Genomic DNA, 21,523 nt, shown 5'->3' with positions numbered 1-21,523 from the left:
TGCGGACTACAGACGGGCCTTGAAGAACGGGCCGAGCTGCGCCATGGCTTCGGCCACCAGCTCCGGCTTGTCGTACAGGCCGATATGCGACGCGCCTGGAACGATGTGCAGGTGCTTGTCCTGGCTGGCGGCGCGGCGGAAGAGGTCTTCGCTGAGCCAGCGCGTGCCCGCGTTCTCGCCGGCGACGATCTGGATCGGCTGGGTCAGGAACAGATCCACCAGGTGGAAGGCGTCGAAGGTGACGAGCTGCATCAGGCTGCGCGTGGGCGCGATGCTCGGCGACGTGGAGCACTGCGCGCGCGGGGTGCGGTAATACTCGACCGCCTCCGCCAAGTCGGCATTGGGTGCTTCTTCCGGCTTTTGCGGCACGATCGGGTAGTAGCCCGTGTCGGCGCCGTTGGCTTCCCCGGTGCGGGCCTGCGCGGCGTTCTCCAGCAGCGCGAACGCGCCGGCGAGATCGTCGCGGCCTTCCCAGCCGTGGCGCAGGATCGCCCCGTAGTTGGCGGCGCTGACGGTGCCCACCGCCTTGATGCGGCGATCGGCCAGCGCCGCGGTCACGGTATAGGCGCCGCCGGCGCAGATGCCCATGGCACCGATGCGCTCACGGTCGACATAGGGCAGCGTCGTCAGGTAATCGATGGCGGCGCTGATGTCCTCGACACGCGCATGAGGATTTTCGAGCTGGCGCGGCTCGCCGCCGCTCTCGCCCTGGCAGGATGCGTCGAAGGCGATGGCGACGAAGCCCGCCGCCGCGAGTTTGCCGGCATAGAGGCCCGCCGTCTGCTCTTTCACGCCGCCGGCGGGATGGGTGACGACGATGGCCGGATACGTCTTCCGCGCATCGAAGCCGGCAGGAAAATGCAGGTTCGCGGCCATCTCGATCGCGCTGTTCTTGAACTTCACGGCTTGCATGTCCGGTTTCCTTTCCACAGGTGCCTTGAGGGATGAACGATAGCCTTTGCTTTGCGAACGATCCATACTCTAAAGTACGCTTTTCCTTTTCAAAAGTACGGATACGTGATGGACCCTCTTTCGGACGTGCTCTCGCTGCTCCAGCCGCGCAGCCAGTTCTACGCGGGCTTCGATGCCGCGGGCGACTGGTCCTTCGACTTCCCGCCGCACGAGGGCATCAAGTTCGCGGCCATGATGCGCGGCGCCTGCTGGGGCATCGCGGACGGCCTGGACCACCCCGTCCGCTTCGAGGAAGGCGACTGCTTCCTGCTGAACGGCGGGCGCCGCTTCGTGCTTTCGTCCGACCCGGCGCTGTCGCCGCAGGACGCCACCCACATCCTGAATGCCGTGACCCACGACGGCGTGGCCGTGCATAACGGCGGCGGCGAGGTGTTCCTCATCTGCGGGCGTTTCGACTTCTCGGGCAGCCATGCCGCCGTCCTGTTCGATGCGCTGCCGCCCATCGTCAACATCCCCAAGGCGTCGAGCCAGGCCGAAGTGCTGCGCTGGGCGCTCGACCAGTGGGCCTGCGAACTGCGCGATCCGCAGCCCGGCGCGGCGCTCATGTCCGTCCACCTCGCGCACCTGATGCTGGTACAGGTGCTGAGATTGTTCCTGACGGCATCCGCCGACCTGCCGCAGGGATGGTTCCGCGCGCTGACGGACCGGCCGGTCGGCGCCGCCATCGGCGCCATGCACGCCGAGCCGGCCCGCCCCTGGACGCTGGCGGCGCTGGCCCGCGTGGCGGGTGTCTCGCGCACCGTGTTCGCGCAGCGCTTCAAGGCGCTGGCGGGCAGCACGGCCATGGACTACCTCACACGCTGGCGCATGCTGGTGGCGGCGGATCGCCTGCGCAGTGGCGGCGAGAGCGTTTCCTCCATCGCCTTCTCGCTGGGGTACGAGTCCGAAAGCGCCTTCAGCACGGCCTTCAAGAGAATAATGTCGTGTTCTCCGACGCAGTATCGGCGCCAGTCATCGGCCCCTGCCGTCACCGACGTGAATCGGCAAAGCCTGCCCGGATACGCCTGACCGCTGGCTGCCACCGGACCGTATGCGCTTACCGGGCGGCGCCTCCGTGAAAAAAAACGGCCGGCGGAATCGCCGGCCGTTGCTCGTCGCGCGGATTGGGTGGATCAGCGGAAGCCGGCGCGGTCGAAAATCATCTGCGCCTTGGCGCGGTACATGCCGAGCGAGCCGACCGGCAGCGTGTCGGCCTTGAAATTGCCCAGCGCGTCGAGCGCCGGATTGGCCACCTTGACCGACGGGACGACCGGCCATTCGTTGTTGCCGTCGGCGAAGTAGCGCTGCGCGTCGTCGCTGGCCAGGTACTCCAGGAACTTGACCGCGGCATCCTTGTGCGGCGCGTGCCTGAGCATGCCGGCGCCGGAAACGTTGATGTGCGTTCCGTTGCCGTCCTGGTCCGGCCAGACGACGCCGATGCGGGCCGCCGCCTTCTGGTCCTCGGGCTTGTCCGAACGCATCAGGCGCGCCACGTAGTAGGAGTTCGAGATGGCCACGCCGCATTCGCCGGCGGCGACCGCCTTGATCTGGTCGGTGTCGCCGCCCTTGGGCTGACGGGCGAAGTTCGCCACCACGCCGCGCGCCCAGGCTTCGGCCGCGGCTTCGCCGCGGTGCGCGATGATCGAGGCCAGCAGCGACAGGTTGTACGGATGCGAACCCGAGCGGGTGCACACCTTGCCTTTCAGCTTGGGATCGGCCAGATCGGCGTAATTGCGCACGTCTTCCGGCTTGACCGAATCCTTGGCGTAGACGATCACGCGCGCCCGCTTCGAGAAGGAAATCCAGTCGTCGGCGCGCAGATGGGCGGGAATGCGCGCTTCGAGCACCTTCGACTTCACCGGCGCGAACAGGCCCAGTTCGTGCGCCGCCGACAGCCGCGCCGCGTTGACCGTGATGAACACGTCGGCCGGACTGTTGGCGCCCTCGTTGCGCAGGCGTTCGAGCAGTTCCTCCTCCTTGCCTTCGATGCGGTTGATGTGGATGCCGGTTTTCCGGGTGAACTCGCCGTAAAGCTGTTCATCGGTCTGGTAGTGGCGGGCGGAATAGATGTTGATTTCCTGTCCATGCGCATGGGCCGAGACGGCGATGCCCGAACAGAGCAGCAGGGCGAGAAGACGGCAGGCGGGGCGAAAGTGCATGAATGGCTCCTGTCTTGACGGTGGATGACGCGATGCAGCCCGTCCATGCTAGCGTGTTGCCGGCTTTTTGTAAATGATAATCTTTATCAGTTCAGGTGGAAAAAAAAGACGCAGGCGCGTCTTTTCGTGTGTGGCGCCGATCGGCCGCCTCAGCGTTCGACCACCCGGCGCGCGCCGTTGTAGCGTTTCACCCAGTAGCTCTGGCTCATGTCCTCGACCCGGACTTCCGCGCCGGTGCGCGGGGCGTGCATGAAACGGTTGTCGCCGAGATAGATGCCGACGTGCGAGAAGGCGCGGCGCATGGTGTTGAAGAACACCAGGTCGCCCGGCTTGAGTTCGTTCTTGTCGACCACGTTGCCGACCTCGCTCTGCTCCTTGGCCGTTCTCGGCAGCAGCTTGCCCACCGCGTCCCTGAAGACGACCTGCACGAAGCCGCTGCAATCGAGCCCGCTGTCCGGATTGGTGCCGCCCCGCCGGTAGTTGATGCCGACGAGTTCCAGCCCCTTGAGGATCAGATCCTGCGCGTTGTTGGTGTAACGCTCGAAAAAAGAAGTCTCTTCGCCGAGCCTGGGCTGTTGCTCGGTCGATCGGGCGACGCCGGTGCTGAGGAAAAAGGCGACTGCCGAAAGCAGGATTGTTATGGATTTATGGCACGACATGGGGCGGCAATCTAAAAGAAAAATCCGCGGCTGTAAACCATTTTTGCCGTTCGGCCGCCTAATGGACCGTCGTTTTATTTTGTAACGCATTGATTATTTTTGATTTGTTCTTGAGCTGCCGCGCGATGTGGAGCGTGTCGGAAATGCCCGTTTGTAGGTATCATGTAGCGCTTGAGTCCGAGGGTGGCATTTTTGCCGTTTCGTGTGTGAAGGGGATGACGTGGGTTCGTTCAAGGCTTTTCTGATCGAGGAAATCGAAGGCAAGACGCGCAGCGGTTTCGTGAACATGGACGAGGCGCAGCTCGATCCGGGCGAGGTGACGGTGCGGGTGGCCTACTCCAGCGTCAATTACAAGGACGCGCTGGCGGCGACGGGCGCGGGCAAGATCATCCGCCGCTTTCCGTGCGTGGGCGGCATCGACCTGTCCGGCGTCGTGGAGAAGAGCGACGACCCGCGCTTCAAGCCGGGCGACAGGATCATCGCCAGCTGTTTCGACATCGGCGTGGCGCATCACGGCGGCTACGCCGAGCTGGCGCGCATCCGGGGCGACTGGGCGGTGCCGCTGCCGGACGGGCTGTCGCTGGCGGACGCGATGGCCATCGGCACGGCGGGCTTCACCGCGGCCCTGGCCATTTCCCGCCTGGAGCACAACGGCCTGGCGCCGGAGCGGGGGCCGGTCATCGTCACCGGCGCGACCGGCGGCGTCGGCAGCATGGCCGTCGACATGCTCGCGGGGCGCGGCTACGCGGTGACCGCGCTGACCGGCAAGGAGTCGGAAAGCGGCTATCTGCGCGGCCTGGGCGCGCAGGAGGTGATGCTCCGCTCGACCCTCGACCTCTCCCGCATCCGGCCGCTCGGCAAGGCGACGTGGGCCGGCGCGGTGGACAACCTGGGCGGCGATTTCCTGGCCTGGCTGGCCAGCACGATGCTGCCCGGCGGTTCGATCGCCAGCATCGGCCTGGCGGCGGGCCACGCGGTGCATACGACGGTGATGCCATTCATCCTGCGCGGCGTGAACCTGCTCGGCATCGACGCCGTCGAGATCGGGGCGGAACGCCGCGCCGCCATCTGGCAGCGGCTGTGCTCGGATCTGCGGCCGGTCCACCTGCGGGAAATGACGCGCGTGATCGATTTCGACGCATTGCCCGGCGTGTTCGACGCTTTCCTGGCCGGCCAATCCCGCGGCCGGGTGGTAGTGAAGGTGAACGGCGGCTGAGCGCGCCTCCACTCCACGGGACAGAACCGGCATGAACAGCCCGAGTCCGCTGCCGCGCATCCTGGTCGTCAACGAGTCGCGCATGGTGCGCGCGATGCTCATCCGGCAGATCCGCGAGTTCTACGACTTCCGCGAGGAGGCGGACGGCGAGGCGGCGTGGCAGGTGCTGGTGCTGGACCATTCGGTCGAACTGGTCATCTGTTCGCTGTCCCTGCCGGTGCTCGACGGCGACGGCCTGCTGGCGCGGGTGCGCTCGTCCCGGCTGGCGCGCCTGGCGCAGATGCCGATGCTGATGATCGCCGGCGACAACGACGAGGCGATCGCGCGCGCCAAGGCGCACGGCGCCTCGGACTTCATCAGCCGCGGTACCGGCGGCGCGGAACTGCTGGCGCGCATCGACTCGCTGCTCAAGCTGGCGCACGCGCGCCATCAGCTCAAGGAAAACCTGGAGCAGCAGGTCCAGAATCCGGAAACCGGCATTTTCACGCGCAAATACGTCGAACTGCAGGCGTTGCAGGCGATGTCGCACGCCATGCGCCACAACAGCCAGGTGAGCGCCATCGTGATGGGCTTTGACAACGTCGGCGCCCTGCGCGACGAGTACGGCGCGGACGTGCTCAAGCTGCTGCAGCAGCGTTTCATCGCCATGCTCTCCGGCAAGATCCGCAAGGAGGACAGCCTCGGCCACTACATCGGCAGCCAGCTGGTGGTGATTTCGCCGGGAACCTCCTTCGCCGCCTGCGAGGCGTTCGGCAACCGCCTGCGCGAGGCCATCCGCGTGGCCAGCATCGCCGTGCACGGGCAGCGGCTCGCGCTCTCGGTCAGCGTCGGCATCAGCAACAGCCCGGCGGACGAGGTCGCCTCGGCCAGCGCGCTGATCGAACTGGCCGGCGCGCGCCTGAAGGCCGCGCAGCAGGCCGGCGGCAACCGCGTGATCGCGGGTGCCGCAGCAGCAGCGGCGCCTGCGCCGACGGAGGCCGCCCCGACGCTCGAACGGGCGCTGGAGCTGCTGCGCGCGGGCCACGAAAGCGCTGTCGTGCCGCACCTTGCGGAACTCGGCGGCCAAGTGCTGCCGCTGCTCAGGGTGCTGGAGCGGGATCTGGCGCCCGGACTGCCGCTGGCCGAGCTCGAAAAGCGCCTGCTCGCGGCGAAGGCGCCGGAAGAGCCGGAAAAACCGCAAGATCGCATTGATTGACAAGCGGTTTTCGGCTAGAATCGCCGCCTTTCTCTTTTTCCACCTTGCTCCACCGTTCGCATGGCGGGGGGCTTTTGCCAAAAGGAGTGTTCATGCGTCATTACGAAATCGTATTCATCGTCCACCCGGACCAGAGCGAGCAGGTCCCGGCGATGATCGAACGCTACAAATCGATCATCGCCGCGCAAGGCGGCCAGATCCATCGCCTTGAAGACTGGGGACGCCGCCAGTTGGCCTATCCGATCCAGAAGCTGCACAAGGCCCACTACGTGCTGATGAACATCGAGTGCAACGGCGAGGTGCTGGCCGAACTCGAGCATGGGTTCAAGTTCAACGACGCCGTGCTGCGCCACCTGACCATCAAGATGAAGAAGGCCGTCACCACGCCTTCGCCGATGATGAAGGAAGAGAAGTCGAAGTCGATGATGGAGCAGCCGCGCGAGGAAGCGCCCGCGGCGGCGGCGCAGGCCGCTCCCGAGGCGTCGCCGGCGGCTTGACTGCCGGGGCCGGCCTGAATCGCGTCGAGCTGACCGGAACCCTGATCGAGCGCAAGGCGCTGCGTTTCACTCCCGCCGGCGTGCCGGTGATGGAATGCGTGATCGGGCACTGTTCGGAGCAGGTCGAGGCGGGGAGTCCGCGGCGTGTCGAATGCGAAATCCCGGCCATCGCGCTGGGTGATTCGGCCCGCTGGATGCAGGACGCCGCCGCCGGAACGACGATGCGAATGACAGGATTTCTGGCCGCCCGCAGCAGGAACAGCAAGCAGCTCAGGCTGCATGTGACAACGATCGAATTTGTGGAAGGAAACCAAAATGGCTAGGTTTTTCAAGAAAAAGGATGACAAGAACGTCAAGAAGCGCGGCAGCGGGCTGTTCAAGCGCCGCAAGTTCTGCCGCTTCACCGCCGAGAAGATGGAAAGCATCGACTACAAGGATGTCGACCTCTTCAAGGAATACATCGCCGAGAACGCCAAGATCATGCCGGCGCGGTTGACCGGCACCAAGGCCGGCTACCAGCGCATGCTGTCGGTGGCCATCAAGCGCGCGCGCTTCCTGGCGCTGCTGCCCTACACCGACAACCACCAATAAGGCGAGGAGACGACGATGCAAATCATTCTGATGGAGAAGGTCGTCAATCTCGGCAACCTCGGCGATCTGGTCAAGGTCAAGGACGGCTACGCCCGCAACTTCCTGATTCCCTGCGGCAAGGCCAAGCGCGCCACGCCGGCGGCGATGAAGGAATTCGAAGCCAAGCGCGCCGAGCTGGAAAAGGCCGCCGCCGAGAAGCTGACCGAGGCGCAGGAGTTCGCCACCCGGCTGGAAGGCGTGGTCGTCACCGTGGCGCGCAAGGCCGGCGTCGACGGCCGCCTGTTCGGCTCGGTGACCAACTACGACATCGCCGACGGCCTCAAGGCGCTCGGCTTCACCGTCGAGAAGTCCGACATCCGCATGCCCAACGGCCCGCTCAAGATGATCGGCGAATCGACGCTGGAAGTCGCGCTGCACACCGACGTCGTGGCGACCATCAAGGTGGCCGTGGTCGGCGAGCAGTAAGCACGTCCGGGGCGGTTTTCCGCCGCTCCAGACCATCGAAAGCCTTGCCTCGCGCAAGGCTTTTTTGTTTCCGCCCGCGCCGAAGAGGATTAAACTCGACGGTCCCGCTCAGTTGATTGTTCTCATGGCCAAGCCGTTCAATTCCGCCAATTCGCCCAAGCCCGCCCTCGATCCGGCCATCGCCCACCTGCGCGTGCCGCCGCATTCGATCGAGGCCGAACAGTCGGTGCTCGGCGGCCTGCTGCTCGACAACGCGGCGTTCGACAAGATCGCCGACATCATCACCGAGGGCGATTTCTACCGCGACGAGCACCAGCGCATCTTCCGCCACGTCAGCAAGCTGCTCGAACGCGGCAAGCCGGCCGACGCGGTGACGGTGGCGGAAAGCCTGGACCTCGCGGGCGAGGGCAACGAAACCGGCGGCCTGGCCTATCTCGGCGAACTGGCGGTGAACACGCCGTCGGCGTCGAACATCCGGCGCTACGCGGAGATCGTGCGCGAGCGGGCGATCCTGCGCCAGCTGGTGACCGCCGGCGACGAGATCGCCGGCAGCGCCTTCAACCCGCTGGGCCGCGATCCGAAACAGCTGCTCGACGAGGCGGAAGCCAAGGTGTTCGCCATCGCCGAATCCGGCTTCCGGCACCAGACCGGCTTCCAGCACATCAATCCGCTGCTCACCCAGGTCGTCGAGCGCATCCAGGAGCTGCACGACCGCGACAATCCGTCGGACATCACCGGCGTGCCGACCGGCTACCACGACCTCGACGCGCGCACCTCCGGCCTGCAGCCCGGCGACCTGCTGATCGTGGCCGGCCGGCCGTCGATGGGCAAGACCTCGTTCGCGCTGAACATGGGCGAGCACGTGGCGATCGAGGTCGGGCTGCCGGTCGCCGTGTTCTCGATGGAAATGGGCGGCACGCAGCTGGCGATGCGCATGCTGTCCTCGGTCGGGCGGCTGGACGCGCACCGCGTGCGCACCGGCCGGCTGAACGACGATGAATGGTCGCGGCTGTCCTTCGCCCTCGGCAAGATGCACGAGGCGCCGCTGTACATCGACGAGACGCCGGCGCTCAACCCGATCGACCTGCGCGCCCGCGCCCGCCGCCTGCACCGCCAGTGCGGCAAGCTGGGCCTGATCATCATCGACTACCTGCAGCTGATGTCGTCGGCCAACCAGGGCGGCGGCGAGAACCGGGCGACCGAAATCTCGGAGATTTCGCGCTCGCTGAAAGGGCTGGCCAAGGAGCTGAGCGTGCCGGTGATCGCCCTGTCGCAGCTGAACCGCTCGCTCGAACAGCGTCCGAACAAGCGGCCGGTGATGTCCGACCTGCGCGAGTCCGGCGCCATCGAGCAGGACGCGGACGTGATCATGTTCATCTACCGCGACGAGGTGTACAACCCCGACACGCCGGACAAGGGCACGGCCGAGATCATCATCGGCAAGCAGCGGAACGGCCCGATCGGCATGGTGCGCCTGACCTTCCTCGGCGAGTACACGCGCTTCGAGAACCACGCCACGTCGGGCGGCAGCGCGTACTGAGCCGCGTCCGCCGTCAGGTACGCTGCGCGCTCACGCTGTAGCTGTACTGGCCGGAGGCGGGATCGTCGAAGCGGCCTTCGCGCGTTTCGACGACGGGATTGATCAGGAACGGCAGCGCGCTGCCGGAGGCGCCGTGCAGGATCACGTCCTGGGCGGCGTTGAAGCTGACCCAGTTCATTTCCCAGAAGCCGAACAGCAGCTTTTTCAGCACGTTCAGCTTGGGGTCGTACTGGCCCAGGCCTTCGATCTGGATGGCCTGGCGGACGTCCGACGGATTGACCGGCACCCAGCCGTAACCCGGCGAATAGAACTCGGCCCGGCAGTGCTGGGCGGCATTGAGCTCGCCGGTGACGCCCAGGCTGGCGAACAGGCGCGAACTGTCCATGCGCAACCCGAACACCGGGCGGGCCGGAATGCCGATGGAGCGGCACAGGCCGACGAACAGCAGCGATATCTCCACGCTGCGTCCCGCCAGGCGCCCGCCTTCCAGGAAGCGGGCGATGTGCGTGTGGCCCGAGGCAGGCGACTGCGGGTCGTAGACCGTGTTTTCGACGACCCAGTCGTAGATGGCCTTGCCTTGCGCCAGCGGGTCCTTGATCCGCCCGACGGCCCGCTCGGCCGTGCGCCGCATGATGCCGTCGGTGGGCACCAGCTCGGTGGCGTGCAGGCAGCGGCGCAGGATCTCGGTGCGCTCGGCCATCGCGCCGCGGCGGGTGATGTCGAAATGGCGGTCCTGCGTGCCGATCCGGCTGACGATTTCGAGCTTCGGCTCGGCGACGCCTTCCGGCCAGTCGGCGTAGAAGACCTCCATGTCGGCGACCGGGTCGCGGTAGATGCCGGCCATTTCGAAGTTGCCCTGCCAGTGGTGGCCGAACGAGCGCTCCCAGGGCGTGTCGCGGTACTGCACCAGCGGCAGCCACAGGCGCGTTTTGCCCTTGACGTTCTTCAGCGCCAGCGTCGAGCGGATGTCGTAGTTGCGCCAGCGCGCCACCGGCTCGTCGGGCAGGCTGATGGCATTGCGCGGCACCTCGGCCGCCGGCATTTCCTCGGCTTCGGCGCCGGCCGGCGCGGCCGCGGCGGCGCGCGCCGGCTTTTCCGCCGCCGGCTTCTTGGCCGTGGACCGGGCGGGCGTCTTCTGGGAGGATTTCGCCGCCGGCTTGGCCGTCGTCTTCGACGCGGGCTGTTTTTTCGCGGCGTGCGCCGATGAACTGCCCAGCAGGGCCAGGACGGCGGAAGCGGTGACGAATTCGCGTCGTTTCAAACGATTCTCCGGTAGGCGATAGGTCCGTCCTGCGTGCAGCGCAGAGGAACCGGGGATTGAAAACGACCGAGCCGTGTGCCATGACACGGCTCGATAACGGACTGCCAAAAACTATAGCACTTCGGCGGCGTAGTCGGCGAGGCGCGAACGCTCGCCGCGCTGCAGCGTGACGTGGCCGGAATGCAGCCAGCCCTTGAGGCGGTCGACGACGTAGGTGAGGCCGGAACTGCCTTCGGTGAGGTACGGCGTGTCGATCTGCGCGATGTTGCCCATGCAGACCACCTTGGTGCCGGGGCCGGCGCGGGTGATCAGCGTCTTCATCTGCTTGGGCGTCAGGTTCTGCGCCTCGTCGATGATCAGGTACTTGTTCAGGAAGGTGCGCCCGCGCATGAAGTTCAGCGACTTGATCTTGATCCGGCTGCGGATCAGGTCGTGCGTCGCCGCGCGCCCCCATTCGCCGCCCTCGTGGCCGTCGGACTTGTTGAGCACTTCCAGGTTGTCCTCCAGCGCGCCCATCCACGGCCCCATTTTTTCCTCTTCCGAACCGGGCAGGAAGCCGATGTCCTCGCCGACCGGCACGGTCACGCGGGTCATGATGATTTCCGAGTAGCGCTGGCTGTCGAGCACCTGCGTGAGCCCGGCGGCCAGCGTGAGCAGCGTCTTGCCGGTGCCGGCCTGGCCGAGCAGGCTGACGAAATCGATCTCCGGGTCCATCAGCAGGTTGAGCGCGAAATTCTGCTCGCGGTTGCGCGCGGTGATGCCCCACACGTTGTTCTTGGGATGCGTGTAGTCGATCAGCGTCTCGAACTGCGCCGTCTTGCCGCTGATCTCGCGCACGATCGCCTGGAACGGCTGCTCGCCTTCCTGGTAGAGGAATTCGTTGACCAGCAGTTTCGGGCAGAGCGGGCCCCTGACGCGGTACAGCGTGCGGCTTTCCCGCTTCCACGATTCCATGCCCTGGCCGTGCTTTTCCCAGAAATCGTGCGGCAGTTCGCGGATGCCGCTGTACAGCAGGTCGATGTCCTCCAGCACCTTGTCGTTGAAGTAGTCCTGCGCCTCCAGCCCGAGCGCGCGGGCCTTGATGCGCATGTTGATGTCCTTCGACACCAGGATGACCGGGCGCGACGGATGCAGGCGCTGCAGGTGGATGACCACCGCCAGGATCTGGTTGTCCGACTTGGCCGTCGGCAGGCCGGCCGGCAGTTCGTTGGCGATGGCCTCGGTCTGCAGGAAGAGCCGGCCGCTGGCCAGCCGGTGCGACGGTTCGGCGAGCGAGATGCCGCTCTGGATGCCGTCCTCCCGGCTGCTGACGATCTCGTCCAGCGTGCGCGTGACCTGGCGCGCGTTGCGCGCGACGTCGGACAGGCCTTTCTTGTTGTTGTCCAGTTCTTCCAGGGTCTTCATCGGCAGGAACACGTCGTGTTCCTCGAAGCGGTAGACCGAGGTGGGGTCGTGCAGCAGGACGTTGGTGTCCAGGACGAAAAGCTTGGTTTGCGGGACGGGGTGTTTTTTATGTTTCGGCTTCGATACAGGTTTCGGGCCCATGAACGATCATTCTCCGGTTGACGGGGTTGTGCGGGGCATTGCCGGGGCTACAGCGTCTTGACGAAGTCCAGCACCTCCTGCGCATGTCCCTGCGCCTTGACGCCGCGCCATTCGCGCCGCAATACCCCGTTGCCGTCGATCACGAAGGTGCTGCGCTCGATGCCGCGCACGGGTTTGCCGTACAGCTTCTTGTCCTTGATCACCGCGAACTGCGTACACAGTTTCTCTTCCGTATCGGAGAGCAGGTCGAACGGCAGTTCCTGCTTGGCCTTGAAGTTCTCGTGCGAACGCAGCCCGTCGCGCGAGACGCCGGCGATGACGCAGCCGGCCCGGACGAAATCCGCGTGGAGATCGCGGAACTGCATGGCCTCGGTGGTACAGCCGGGCGTGCTGTCCTTGGGGTAGAAATAAAGAATCACGGTCTTGCCCGCGTGGTCCTTCAAGTGGAAGGTTTTTCCGCCGGTGGCGGGGGATGCGAAGTCGTCTACGATGCGGTCGATCATTGATTTGCAGCCTTCTCAAAAAAGCGTTGCCGGTCGGATTGTTCTTAGAAACCGTGCCAGGGTCAAGTCGCGGCGTCGTCCAGGCGGGCGGAGATTGGCTCGGCCGGCGGCCGCGGGGGTTCGCCGGACGGGGAGTCCGCCGGCCGGATCAGGGGCCGTTTTCGCGTATCGGCGGCGCCTTGTGCTTCGTCCACCACAGGTACAGTCCGTTGCCCAGCACCGCGATGGTGATGAGGTCCAGCTCGGCCCAGAGGATTTGCAGCGGCAGGCCGCCGTAGCCAGTCGCGGCTGCGATGCCGGCACCCCGGCGGCCAAGGCCCTGGCCGTTCCGGGGCCTTCGGAGTGCCTTCGACGGACGCCTTGCGGAACGTCTTCGGCAATTTTTAGATGCACTTTCCCGCCGAATCCGTTAACCTTGCAAGGTTTGCCCGAACCCCATCATCCCGGAGAACGCCATGCCCGTCATCGAGGTCAGCCACCCGCTCGTCAAACACAAAATAGGGCTTCTCCGGGAGGCCGACATCAGCACCAAGAAATTCCGCGAGCTAACCGCCGAGCTGGCGCGCCTGCTGACCTACGAGGCCTGCCGCGACTTCGAGCTCGAACGGTGCACCATCCAGGGCTGGGCCGGGCCGGTGGAGATCGATCAGATCAAGGGCAAGAAGGTTTCCGTGGTGCCGATCCTGCGCGCCGGCCTGGGCATGCTCGACGGCGTGCTGGACCTGATTCCGAGCGCCAAGGTGAGCGTGGTGGGCATCGCGCGCAACCACGAGACGCTGATGCCGGAACCGTACTTCGAGCGCTTCGTCGGCCAGCTCAACGAGCGCATGGGGCTGATCATCGATCCGATGCTGGCCACCGGCGGCTCGCTGATCGCCACCATCGACATGCTGAAACGCAACGGCTGCAAGCAGGTGCGCGCGATCGTCCTGGTCGCCGCGCCGGAAGGCATCAAGGCCCTGCACGCGGCGCATCCGGACGTCGATATCTACACGGCGGCGATCGACAGCCATCTCAACGAGGTCGGCTACATCATCCCCGGCCTGGGCGACGCCGGGGACAAGATTTTCGGGACCAAATAAGAAAAGGGACGATTCCAATGACGACTACCACAGTGGCCGCGGCGCCCGCGAAAGATCCGGCCTGGCGCACCGCGCTGGCCGGCGCGCAGATCCTCTTCGTGGCCTTCGGCGCGACCGTGCTGGTGCCGCTGCTGACCGGCCTCAATCCGAGCCTGGCGCTGCTCGGCGCGGGCATCGGCACCTTGATCTTCCAGGTGTGCACGCGCCGCGAGGTGCCGATCTACCTGGGTTCGAGCTTCGCCTTCATCGCGCCGGTGATCTACTCGGTGCAGACCTGGGGCATGCCGGCGACCTTCGGCGCGCTGGCCTCGGCCAGCTTCTTCTATTACGTGGCCGCCGGCCTCGTCAAATGGCGCGGCGTCGGCTTCATCCACCACCTGCTGCCGCCGGTGGTGATCGGGCCGGTGGTGATGGTGATCGGCCTGGGCCTGGCCCAGGTGGCGGTGAACATGGCCGTCGGCAAGGCCGGCGACCAGCAGATCATGCCCTACGGCACGGCGCTGTCGGTGGCCGCCATCTCGCTGCTGGCGACCATGCTCACGGCGATCCGCGCGCGGCGGCTGCTCAAGCTGGTGCCGATCCTGGTCGGCGTGGCCGTCGGCTATGCCTACTCGTTGGCGATCGGCATCGTCGATTTCGCCAAGGTGACGCAGGCCGCCTGGCTGGCCGTGCCTGAATTCGGCAAGCCCGAGTTCAACCTGGCGGCGATCCTGTTCATGATCCCGGTGGCGATCGCGCCGATCGTCGAGCACGTCGGCGGCATCCTGGCCATCGGCTCGGTGACCGGCAAGGACTTCACCGAGTCGCCCGGCCTGCACCGCACGCTGCTCGGCGACGGCCTGGCGGTCAACATCGCCGGCCTGTTCGGCGGGCCGCCGGTGACCACTTACGGCGAGGTGACCGGCGCGGTGATGCTGACCAAGAACTACAACCCGGTGGTGATGACCTGGGCGGCCGTGTTCGCCATCCTGATGGCCTTCGTCGGCAAGTTCGGCGCCTTCCTGCAGACCATTCCGATGCCGGTCATGGGCGGCATCATGATGCTGCTGTTCGGCTCGATCGCCGGCATCGGCCTGAAGACGATCATGGACGGGCGCGTCGACCTGTCCAGCGCGCGCAATCTGTGTATCGTTTCGGTCACGCTGGTCACCGGCATCGGCGGCCTCGGCGTGACTATCGGCAGCTTCTCGCTGCAGGGCATCAGCCTGTGCGGGGTGCTGGCGGTGCTGCTCAACCTGCTGCTGCCGCGCGAAGCGGCGGCCGCGCAGTCCTGATTTCTCAACCTCTGTTCGAATGGGTGAAAACATGAAAAAACGCCTCTCGCTCCTGGCGGTGGCCCTCCTGGCCTCCACGTTCCTGATCGCTTGCGGCAAGAAGGAAGAACCCGCGCCGGCCGCCGCGCCCGCGCCGGCTCCGGCGCCCGCCGCCACGGCCATCGTGATCGGCCTGGACGATCACTTCCCGCCAATGGGCTTCCGCGACGACAAGAACGAGATCGTCGGCTTCGACATCGACTTGGCGCGCGAAGCCGCCAAGCGCATCGGGCTGGAAGTGACCTTCAAGCCGATCGACTGGAGCGCCAAGGAAGCCGAACTCAACGGCAAGCGCATCGACGTGCTGTGGAACGGCTTGACGATCACCGAGGAGCGCAAGGCCAACATCCTGTTCACCAAGCCGTACCTGGAAAACCGCCAGATCGTGGTGGTCACCGAGGCGTCGCCGATCAAGGCCAAGGCCGAGCTGGCCGGCAAGGTCGTCGGCGTGCAGGATGGCAGCAGCGCGGTCGACGCGGTCAACAAGGACGCCGAGGCGGCCAAGTCGATCAAGGAGCTGAAGAAGTTCTCCGACAACGTCACGGCGCTGATGGACCTGTCCGCCGGCCGGCTCGACGCGATCGTCATGGACGAGGTAGTCGGCCGCTACTACACCTCGAAGAAGCCGGGCGAGTACCGCGTGCTCGATGAGCACTTCGGCACCGAGGACTACGGCGTCGGCGTGCGCAAGGACGACACCGAGCTGATGGGCAAGATCGACAAGGCGCTGGACGACATGAAGGCCGACGGCACCGCGGCGACCATCTCGACCAAGTGGTTCGGCAAGGACATCCTCAAGAAGTAATCCGTTTGCACCCCTTCGATCCGGCCATCCGGTAGACTGGCGGCTTTGTTTACCCGGCCGGATTTCCCTTTTCAGGGCTTCGAGTTTCCTTCATGAACTACGTGTTCGACATCTTGCCCCCCCTGTTGCAGGGAACCGGGGTCACCCTGCGGGTCTTCTTCATCACGCTGGTCCTGTCCGTGCCGCTCGGGCTGGCCCTGGCGCTGATGCGCATCTCGCGCTTCAAGCTGGTCAGCGGCCTGGTCAACGGCTACATCTGGCTGATGCGCGGCACGCCGCTGATGCTGCAGATGCTGTTCATCTACTTCGCGCTGCCCTTCGTGCCGGTGATCGGCATCCGCCTGCCCGATTTCCCGGCGGCCATCGTCGCCTTCGTGCTCAACTACGCCGCCTACTTCGCCGAGATCTTCCGCGCCGGCATCCAGTCGATCGACCGCGGGCAGTACGAGGGCGCCCGCGTGCTCGGCCTGACCTACGCGCAGACCATGCGCCGCATCGTGCTGCCGCAGGTGATCAAGCGCATCCTGCCGCCGATCAGCAACGAGACGATCACCCTGGTCAAGGACACCTCGCTGATCTACGTGCTGGCGATGAACGACCTGCTGCGCGCGGCGCGCGGCATCGTCCAGCGCGACTTCTCGACGACGCCGTTCGTGGTGGCCGGCGCCTTCTACCTGATCATGACGCTGGTGCTGACCTACGGCTTCCAGCGCCTGGAAAAGAAATATGCCGTCTATGATGAATGACCCGATGATCCGCGCCGTCGACGTGCACAAGCATTTCGGCCCGATCGAAGTCCTGAAGGGCGTTTCGCTGGAAGTCGGCAAGGGCGAGGTGATCGCCATCATCGGGCCGTCGGGCTCGGGCAAGAGCACCTTCCTGCGCTGCCTGATCCATCTGGAAACGGTGCACCGCGGCACCATCGTCATCGAGGGCGAAACGCTGGTGTTGACCGACGCCGCCGGGCACTGCCGCTACGTGCCGGACGTCGAGGTCCGGCGCATCTGCGGCAAGATGGGCATGGTCTTCCAGCACTTCAACCTGTTTCCGCATCTGACCGTGCTGCAGAATGTCATCGAGGCGCCGCTCACGGTCAAGGGCATGCGCCGCGAGGAGATCGTGCCGAAGGCCGAGGCGCTGCTGAAGAAGGTCGGCCTGTTCGAGAAGCGCGACAGCTACCCCTCGCGCCTGTCCGGCGGGCAGAAGCAGCGCGTGGCGATCGCCCGCGCGCTGGCCATGGAGCCGGACATCATGCTCTTCGACGAACCGACCTCGGCGCTCGACCCCGAGCTCACCGGCGAAGTGCTGCGCACCATGCGCGGCCTGGCCGAGGAGCGCATGACCATGGTCGTCGTCACGCACGAGATGGCTTTCGCCCGCGAGGTGGCCAGCCGCGTGATCTTCATGGACGAGGGGAACATCGTCGAGGCGCGGCCGGCGCGGGAACTGTTCGCCGCGCCGGAACATCCCCGGACACGGGCGTTCCTGGAGAACATGCTGTAGGCGCCTGTGGCGGTGACGCACCAGACTGCTGGCGTTGCCCGGTGAGGGTTCGACAGGCTTCGTCGTCTTGCACGACGTGCCGGCGCATGCATTGTCTGTAGGGCCGGCTCCAAGTTATTCCGGAAACAGCAATTCGTTGACTTGACAAGTCAAAATTCTAATGTGTATCGTTACACAAATAAAGTGTAACGATACACAAGAAGGCCATTCAGGTGCTTGAGTCGAGGCTCGCGACAAACGAGGCCATGTGCTCGCAAGTGTTCCTGGTGATCGAGCTCTTTGCAGTGGGGGAAGTAGGCGGTAAGCGTTCGAATGTCGGCTTAATTAATCGGGAGGTTGTCATGGTTCTTGGTCAAATCCGTAGAAATGTCCTGCAGGGTCTGCTTATTGCTTGTGCCGGCGTGTGTGGGCTCGCCGCCAGCACTCCAGAGGTGTTCGCTGCTCCTTCGGTGAAGCTTCGCCTCGCGTCCTCGCTGCCAGCCGATCCCAATTCGGCGCATTTTGTCTGGTACGAGCGTTTTCGCGACAACTTGAAAGCCTCCGTCAATGACGCCGTCGAAGTATCTTTTTTCCCCAACGCGATCTTGGGGAAAGAAGCAGACCTTGCTCAGCAGGTCAAACTCGGCGCGGTCAACATGATGGTTTCGGGCACTTCCATCTGGTTGACGCTGGTACCGGAAGTCGGATTGTTCGATCTCGGCTATCTGTTCGAGAACAACGATCATGCCGGTCGGGCTCTTGACGGTAAGGCCGGCGAGATCATTGCGGGTATCCTGCTCAAAAAGGCAAATATCATTCCTTTGGGTTTCGGGTTCAGTTTTGGCGCCCGGAACGTGTATAGCAAGAAGCCCATCCAGCAGCCGGCCGATCTGCAGGGGGTGAAGGTGCGGGTGCTGCCCGCGCCCAATTTCATTGCCACTCTCAAAGCGATGGGTGCGGCGGCGGTTCCGATGCCGGGAGGCGAGGTGTATTCCGCGCTGCAGATGGGGGTGATCGAAGGGGTTGAGCACGACGCGCCCTCGGTTTTGGCGAGCAAATTCTATGAGGTTGCGAAGCACTGCGTGCTGACGCAGCACATCTTCAACCCGATCGTCGTGGCCATGAACAACAACAAATTCGAGAAGCTTCCCGCTGAGTACAAAACCGCGATCCTGAACGCGGCGGCCGAGGCGACGCGTTTCGAGAGGAAAACGGCTGCCGAGGCCGAGGCCAAAGCATTCGACGAACTGAAGAAACGCGGCGTAACCGTTACGCCGACGGACCGGGCGTATTTCAGCAAGGCGGTCCGCCCCGTCTGGGATGACTTCGTCAGGCAGTATCCCGCCGTGAAGCCCGTGCTCGACGCTGTGGAATCGACCAGGCATTAAGCGCCGCCGCGAGCGGTATTTGCGGTGGAGTGCGATTCCGGGTGCGCCGTAAGACGCATCCGGAACACAACGCGGCGGCGGTTCCGCGCAGCGACTAAATCGAGCGTCGAAAAGAGGGGTGGCTATGTCATCGGCAAATAATGCTCATGCCGAAAGTGCTCCAATCGAAGGAGGAGGTATGTCTTCTCAAAGCGTATGCGTCGGTGCCGATGGCGTCAGCGGGCCGATTCCATTCCTCAGCGTGATCAACGACTACCTGACGAAGCTTGCTTCATGGGTCGGCGCTGTTGCTCTGGCAGCGGATGTCATCATCGTTTTTGCATCGATTTTCTGGCGCTACGCGCTCAACGAGCCTTTGGAGTGGGTGGAGGAGATTGCGCGCGCGCTGATGGTGACAATAATCTTTTCCGGTTCGGCAACATCCATGGGAAGAGGCGCGCACATTGGGATCGACCTGTTCCTGAAGGGACTTCCCGCAAGCATCCGGAGCTACGTCACCCATGCTGCCACATGGGTGTTGTGTATCGTTTCAGTGGGGCTGTTCATTTCCAGCGTGGACCTGGGCTTTGCTTCCATGGTCCAGACGACTCCGATCGGCTTGCCGCAGATCATGTACGTGGCGCCGCTGATTTTTGGCGCACTGGTGATGGCGACCAATGGGCTGGAGCACGCCTTGAGGGCTCCCGCGAAGCGCGTTTCGCTCAGCCTGCTGGGGATTGGGGTGCTGGTCGCCGCCGGATACTTGGCCTATGTCAGCGTGCCTGCGGACATTTCTGCCGCCGGGCTCCTGATGTTCGCGTGTTTCGTCGTAGGAATCGTCTGCGGCGTGCCGATTGCCTTCACGCTGAGTCTCTCGGCGATGGTCTATTTCGTTTCAAACCCCGATCTGCCGTTCGTTTTCTTTGCTCAGCAGGTCTCCGCCGGCGTGGATCACTTCGTTCTTCTGTCGATCCCGTTCTTCCTCGTCGCCGGGGCGGCGATGGAAGTCAACGGCATGTCGTCCCGCCTGGTCGAATTGATCGTCCGCTGCATGGGGCGGTTTCGCGGAGGCCTGAACCTTACGATTGCGACCGGAGTGGCGTTCTTTTCGGGCATATCGGGTTCGAAGCTGGCCGATATCGCAGCGGTCGGCGGCGTCCTCATGCCGGCCGTTCGCCGGACGCGGCAGAGCAGCGCCGACGCGGCGGGACTATTTGCCGCATCGGCGGTCATGGCTGAGACGATTCCGCCCTGCGTGAACATGATCGTCATGGGGTTTGTGGCCAATATCTCGATCGGCGCCTTGTTTATCGCCGGCATCGTTCCGGCGGTCTGTCTGCTTGTCCTGCTCGTCATTGCCGGCATCGTTTTCGGCAGGAAGATCGACATCAACGAAGCCTACCCGGTCCTGATGCCCACGAAGGACCTGCTGGTTGGCGGCCTGGTCGGGCTGGTCATGGTGTTGATGGTCGGGCGCGGGGTGATGGCGGGGATTGCCACGGCGACCGAAATTTCGGCTTTCGCGGTGATCTATGCCCTGATTGTCGGCTATCTGGCTTTCCGTGAACTGACGGTCAAGGCGACGGTCAAGCTGTTCATCGACACGGCGGCCAAGTCAGGCATGCTGCTGTTCATCGTCGCCGCGGCGACCAGTCTTTCCTATGCACTGACCATGGAGATGATTCCTCAACGCATCGCTGATTGGCTTGTCTCGCTCGGTCATGATTATGGTCCGGGAACGTTTCTGGTTCTATCCATCGTCATCGTCATGATTTTCGGGGCGGTTCTCGAAGGGGCTCCGGCACTGATCATTTTTGGCCCCATTCTGGTCCCGATTGGCGTTCAGCTCGGCTTCAATCCCCTGCAATACGCCAGCGTCCTGATTATCGCCATGGGATTCGGACTGTTCTCGCCGCCGATCGGTCTCGGACTGTACGCCACTTGCGCCGTGTGCGGCGTGACGATGAACGAAGTCATTCGTCCGATGATGAAGTACATGGCAATTGTCCTTTTCGGTCTGTTGCTCATCGCATTTGTTCCGTCCATCACCACGTGGCTTCCGCAGCTCATGGGCTACCGAATGTAACGCCTTTTCATTTTCAACCTGGAGAAATAAATGGGATCTCTCGTGGGAAAGCGCGCACTTGTAACTGGAGGCGGTCAGGGAATCGGCAAGGCGATAGCCGAACAACTCGTCCGTCAAGGTTGCGAGGTTGCCGTTCATTATTATTCCGATCGCGCCGGCGCGGCCGAGGTCGTCTCCCTGGCCGGAAAGCTCGGGGTCCGTGCACAGTCCTTCCAGGCCGATCTGACCAAGGAAAGCGGGGCGGCCGGTCTCGTGAAGGAGGTGGTCGGGTTCCTTGGCGGCCTGGATATTCTGATCAACAATTCCGGCGGCCTGGTGGCACGCCGGCAACTCGAACAGGTCGATATGGATTTCTGGCAGAAAGTCGTTGACGTCAATATGACGTCGATGATGCTGGTATGCCGCGAGGCCGTTCCCCATCTCGAAAAAGCCAATGGGGCGTCGATTGTCAATATCTCGTCGCTGGCCGGACGCAAGGGTGGACATGGCGGTTCGCTGATCTATTCGACAACCAAGGGCGCTGTGCTGACCTTTACGCGCGCGCTGTCGTCCGAGTTGGCGGCGCGGGGAATCCGGGTGAACGCCGTCGCTCCGGGGTTGATCCTGGGCACCAGTTTCCACACCACACATACGACAAAGGAATCGGCTGATGAGACCATTCGCGGAATTCCGCTCGGCCGCGCCGGCAATGCCGACGACGTGGCCAGACCCGTGGTATCGCTTGCTGCGGAATACGACGGATTCATCACCGGGGCGACGCTCGACATCAACGGCGGAGTCTATTGCGCGTAATGCAACCGGTTGCT

At 64.4% G+C, this 21,523-nt stretch carries 22 protein-coding genes; 16 read left to right on the top strand and 6 right to left on the bottom strand.

Annotated elements, in window-relative coordinates; genetic code table 11:
* Window positions 1-6: 6 nt before the first annotated feature.
* The gene (locus tag QM701_RS04615; RefSeq protein WP_415165914.1) at window positions 7-912 is read right to left on the bottom strand and encodes an alpha/beta hydrolase; all 906 of its coding nucleotides are present in this window, start codon (window positions 910-912) and stop codon (window positions 7-9) included.
* Window positions 913-1,020: 108 nt separating this feature from the next.
* On the opposite strand from QM701_RS04615, the gene QM701_RS04610 reads away from it, so the two are divergent.
* Entirely contained in the window at window positions 1,021-1,980 is a 960-nt protein-coding gene (locus QM701_RS04610; RefSeq protein ID WP_415165913.1) for an AraC family transcriptional regulator, read from the top strand.
* A 104-nt stretch (window positions 1,981-2,084) separates the two neighbouring features.
* On the opposite strand, the gene QM701_RS04605 is transcribed toward QM701_RS04610, so the two are convergent.
* Together QM701_RS04605 and QM701_RS04600 are read right to left on the bottom strand one after the other, a co-directional pair.
* Window positions 2,085-3,110: a Fe(3+) ABC transporter substrate-binding protein gene (locus QM701_RS04605; RefSeq protein WP_415165912.1), complete on the bottom strand. Its 1,026-nt coding sequence runs from the start codon at window positions 3,108-3,110 to the stop codon at window positions 2,085-2,087.
* A 149-nt stretch (window positions 3,111-3,259) separates the two neighbouring features.
* On the bottom strand, window positions 3,260-3,769 hold the full coding sequence (locus tag QM701_RS04600) for a C40 family peptidase (RefSeq protein WP_415165911.1): 510 nt from the start codon (window positions 3,767-3,769) through the stop codon (window positions 3,260-3,262).
* Between the two features lie 220 nt (window positions 3,770-3,989).
* On the opposite strand from QM701_RS04600, the gene QM701_RS04595 reads away from it, so the two are divergent.
* The 7 genes from QM701_RS04595 (at window position 3,990) to dnaB (ending at window position 9,273) form a co-directional block, all read left to right on the top strand.
* Entirely contained in the window at window positions 3,990-4,985 is a 996-nt protein-coding gene (locus tag QM701_RS04595; RefSeq protein ID WP_415165910.1) for an oxidoreductase, read from the top strand.
* Between the two features lie 31 nt (window positions 4,986-5,016).
* Window positions 5,017-6,180: a diguanylate cyclase gene (locus QM701_RS04590; RefSeq protein ID WP_415165909.1), complete on the top strand. Its 1,164-nt coding sequence runs from the start codon at window positions 5,017-5,019 to the stop codon at window positions 6,178-6,180.
* Window positions 6,181-6,272: 92 nt separating this feature from the next.
* Window positions 6,273-6,677, top strand: coding sequence for a 30S ribosomal protein S6 (rpsF, locus tag QM701_RS04585; RefSeq protein ID WP_415165908.1), 405 nt, complete (start codon window positions 6,273-6,275; stop codon window positions 6,675-6,677).
* Window positions 6,674-7,000 carry a primosomal replication protein N gene (gene priB / locus QM701_RS04580; protein ID WP_415165907.1) on the top strand — a complete coding sequence of 109 codons (327 nt, stop codon included), beginning with the start codon at window positions 6,674-6,676 and terminating at the stop codon, window positions 6,998-7,000. Before rpsF ends, priB begins: the two co-directional genes overlap by 4 nt.
* Window positions 6,993-7,268: a 30S ribosomal protein S18 gene (gene rpsR / locus QM701_RS04575; RefSeq protein WP_415165906.1), complete on the top strand. Its 276-nt coding sequence runs from the start codon at window positions 6,993-6,995 to the stop codon at window positions 7,266-7,268. Before priB ends, rpsR begins: the two co-directional genes overlap by 8 nt.
* 15 nt (window positions 7,269-7,283) lie before the next feature.
* Complete coding sequence (gene rplI, locus QM701_RS04570) at window positions 7,284-7,733, top strand: 50S ribosomal protein L9 (protein ID WP_415165905.1); 450 nt, start codon at window positions 7,284-7,286, stop codon at window positions 7,731-7,733.
* 124 nt (window positions 7,734-7,857) lie between these two features.
* Window positions 7,858-9,273 carry a replicative DNA helicase gene (gene dnaB / locus QM701_RS04565; protein ID WP_415165904.1) on the top strand — a complete coding sequence of 472 codons (1,416 nt, stop codon included), beginning with the start codon at window positions 7,858-7,860 and terminating at the stop codon, window positions 9,271-9,273.
* Between the two features lie 13 nt (window positions 9,274-9,286).
* On the opposite strand, the gene QM701_RS04560 is transcribed toward dnaB, so the two are convergent.
* From QM701_RS04560 to QM701_RS04550, 3 genes are all read right to left on the bottom strand, one after another.
* Window positions 9,287-10,534, bottom strand: coding sequence for a transglutaminase-like domain-containing protein (locus tag QM701_RS04560; RefSeq protein WP_415165903.1), 1,248 nt, complete (start codon window positions 10,532-10,534; stop codon window positions 9,287-9,289).
* Between the two features lie 111 nt (window positions 10,535-10,645).
* Window positions 10,646-12,079, bottom strand: a complete 1,434-nt coding sequence (locus QM701_RS04555; protein WP_415165902.1) for a PhoH family protein — start codon at window positions 12,077-12,079, stop codon at window positions 10,646-10,648.
* A gap of 47 nt (window positions 12,080-12,126) precedes the next feature.
* A complete protein-coding gene (locus QM701_RS04550) occupies window positions 12,127-12,582 on the bottom strand; it encodes a peroxiredoxin (RefSeq protein ID WP_415165901.1) in 456 nt (151 codons plus the stop codon).
* 455 nt (window positions 12,583-13,037) lie between these two features.
* Between QM701_RS04550 and upp the strand changes: the two genes are divergently transcribed.
* From upp to QM701_RS04510, 8 genes are all read left to right on the top strand, one after another.
* Window positions 13,038-13,664: a uracil phosphoribosyltransferase gene (gene upp / locus QM701_RS04545; RefSeq protein ID WP_415165900.1), complete on the top strand. Its 627-nt coding sequence runs from the start codon at window positions 13,038-13,040 to the stop codon at window positions 13,662-13,664.
* Between the two features lie 17 nt (window positions 13,665-13,681).
* Window positions 13,682-14,938, top strand: a complete 1,257-nt coding sequence (locus tag QM701_RS04540) for a uracil-xanthine permease family protein (RefSeq protein WP_415165899.1) — start codon at window positions 13,682-13,684, stop codon at window positions 14,936-14,938.
* Window positions 14,939-14,969: 31 nt separating this feature from the next.
* A complete protein-coding gene (locus tag QM701_RS04535; RefSeq protein WP_415165898.1) occupies window positions 14,970-15,782 on the top strand; it encodes an amino acid ABC transporter substrate-binding protein in 813 nt (270 codons plus the stop codon).
* 92 nt (window positions 15,783-15,874) lie between these two features.
* Window positions 15,875-16,528: an amino acid ABC transporter permease gene (locus QM701_RS04530; RefSeq protein ID WP_415165897.1), complete on the top strand. Its 654-nt coding sequence runs from the start codon at window positions 15,875-15,877 to the stop codon at window positions 16,526-16,528.
* A gap of 4 nt (window positions 16,529-16,532) precedes the next feature.
* On the top strand, window positions 16,533-17,285 hold the full coding sequence (locus QM701_RS04525; protein ID WP_415169344.1) for an amino acid ABC transporter ATP-binding protein: 753 nt from the start codon (window positions 16,533-16,535) through the stop codon (window positions 17,283-17,285).
* 257 nt (window positions 17,286-17,542) lie between these two features.
* Entirely contained in the window at window positions 17,543-18,652 is a 1,110-nt protein-coding gene (locus QM701_RS04520; RefSeq protein ID WP_415165896.1) for a TRAP transporter substrate-binding protein, read from the top strand.
* A 178-nt stretch (window positions 18,653-18,830) separates the two neighbouring features.
* Complete coding sequence (locus QM701_RS04515) at window positions 18,831-20,717, top strand: TRAP transporter large permease subunit (RefSeq protein WP_415165895.1); 1,887 nt, start codon at window positions 18,831-18,833, stop codon at window positions 20,715-20,717.
* A 30-nt stretch (window positions 20,718-20,747) separates the two neighbouring features.
* Window positions 20,748-21,509: an SDR family NAD(P)-dependent oxidoreductase gene (locus QM701_RS04510; RefSeq protein WP_415165894.1), complete on the top strand. Its 762-nt coding sequence runs from the start codon at window positions 20,748-20,750 to the stop codon at window positions 21,507-21,509.
* The last annotated feature ends 14 nt before the right edge of the window (window positions 21,510-21,523 follow it).

This window comes from Propionivibrio sp., assembly GCF_047602565.1.
Lineage (GTDB): Bacteria > Pseudomonadota > Gammaproteobacteria > Burkholderiales > Rhodocyclaceae > Propionivibrio.
This window is presented reverse-complemented; position numbering and strand designations above follow the sequence as displayed.

What these genes read in the sequence shown, in the direction of transcription:
- rpsF (WP_415165908.1), top strand. Translation starts at nt 6,273, where the DNA reads ATGCGTCATTACGAAATCGTATTCATCGTCCACCCGGACCAGAGCGAG.
- QM701_RS04525 (WP_415169344.1), top strand. Translation starts at nt 16,533, where the DNA reads ATGATCCGCGCCGTCGACGTGCACAAGCATTTCGGCCCGATCGAAGTC.
- QM701_RS04550 (WP_415165901.1), bottom strand. Translation starts at nt 12,582, where the DNA reads ATGATCGACCGCATCGTAGACGACTTCGCATCCCCCGCCACCGGCGGA.
- QM701_RS04590 (WP_415165909.1), top strand. Translation starts at nt 5,017, where the DNA reads ATGAACAGCCCGAGTCCGCTGCCGCGCATCCTGGTCGTCAACGAGTCG.
- QM701_RS04535 (WP_415165898.1), top strand. Translation starts at nt 14,970, where the DNA reads ATGAAAAAACGCCTCTCGCTCCTGGCGGTGGCCCTCCTGGCCTCCACG.
- QM701_RS04530 (WP_415165897.1), top strand. Translation starts at nt 15,875, where the DNA reads ATGAACTACGTGTTCGACATCTTGCCCCCCCTGTTGCAGGGAACCGGG.
- QM701_RS04540 (WP_415165899.1), top strand. Translation starts at nt 13,682, where the DNA reads ATGACGACTACCACAGTGGCCGCGGCGCCCGCGAAAGATCCGGCCTGG.
- upp (WP_415165900.1), top strand. Translation starts at nt 13,038, where the DNA reads ATGCCCGTCATCGAGGTCAGCCACCCGCTCGTCAAACACAAAATAGGG.
- QM701_RS04510 (WP_415165894.1), top strand. Translation starts at nt 20,748, where the DNA reads ATGGGATCTCTCGTGGGAAAGCGCGCACTTGTAACTGGAGGCGGTCAG.
- QM701_RS04615 (WP_415165914.1), bottom strand. Translation starts at nt 912, where the DNA reads ATGCAAGCCGTGAAGTTCAAGAACAGCGCGATCGAGATGGCCGCGAAC.
- QM701_RS04605 (WP_415165912.1), bottom strand. Translation starts at nt 3,110, where the DNA reads ATGCACTTTCGCCCCGCCTGCCGTCTTCTCGCCCTGCTGCTCTGTTCG.
- QM701_RS04600 (WP_415165911.1), bottom strand. Translation starts at nt 3,769, where the DNA reads ATGTCGTGCCATAAATCCATAACAATCCTGCTTTCGGCAGTCGCCTTT.
- rplI (WP_415165905.1), top strand. Translation starts at nt 7,284, where the DNA reads ATGCAAATCATTCTGATGGAGAAGGTCGTCAATCTCGGCAACCTCGGC.
- rpsR (WP_415165906.1), top strand. Translation starts at nt 6,993, where the DNA reads ATGGCTAGGTTTTTCAAGAAAAAGGATGACAAGAACGTCAAGAAGCGC.
- QM701_RS04610 (WP_415165913.1), top strand. Translation starts at nt 1,021, where the DNA reads ATGGACCCTCTTTCGGACGTGCTCTCGCTGCTCCAGCCGCGCAGCCAG.
- QM701_RS04555 (WP_415165902.1), bottom strand. Translation starts at nt 12,079, where the DNA reads ATGGGCCCGAAACCTGTATCGAAGCCGAAACATAAAAAACACCCCGTC.
- QM701_RS04515 (WP_415165895.1), top strand. Translation starts at nt 18,831, where the DNA reads ATGTCTTCTCAAAGCGTATGCGTCGGTGCCGATGGCGTCAGCGGGCCG.
- dnaB (WP_415165904.1), top strand. Translation starts at nt 7,858, where the DNA reads ATGGCCAAGCCGTTCAATTCCGCCAATTCGCCCAAGCCCGCCCTCGAT.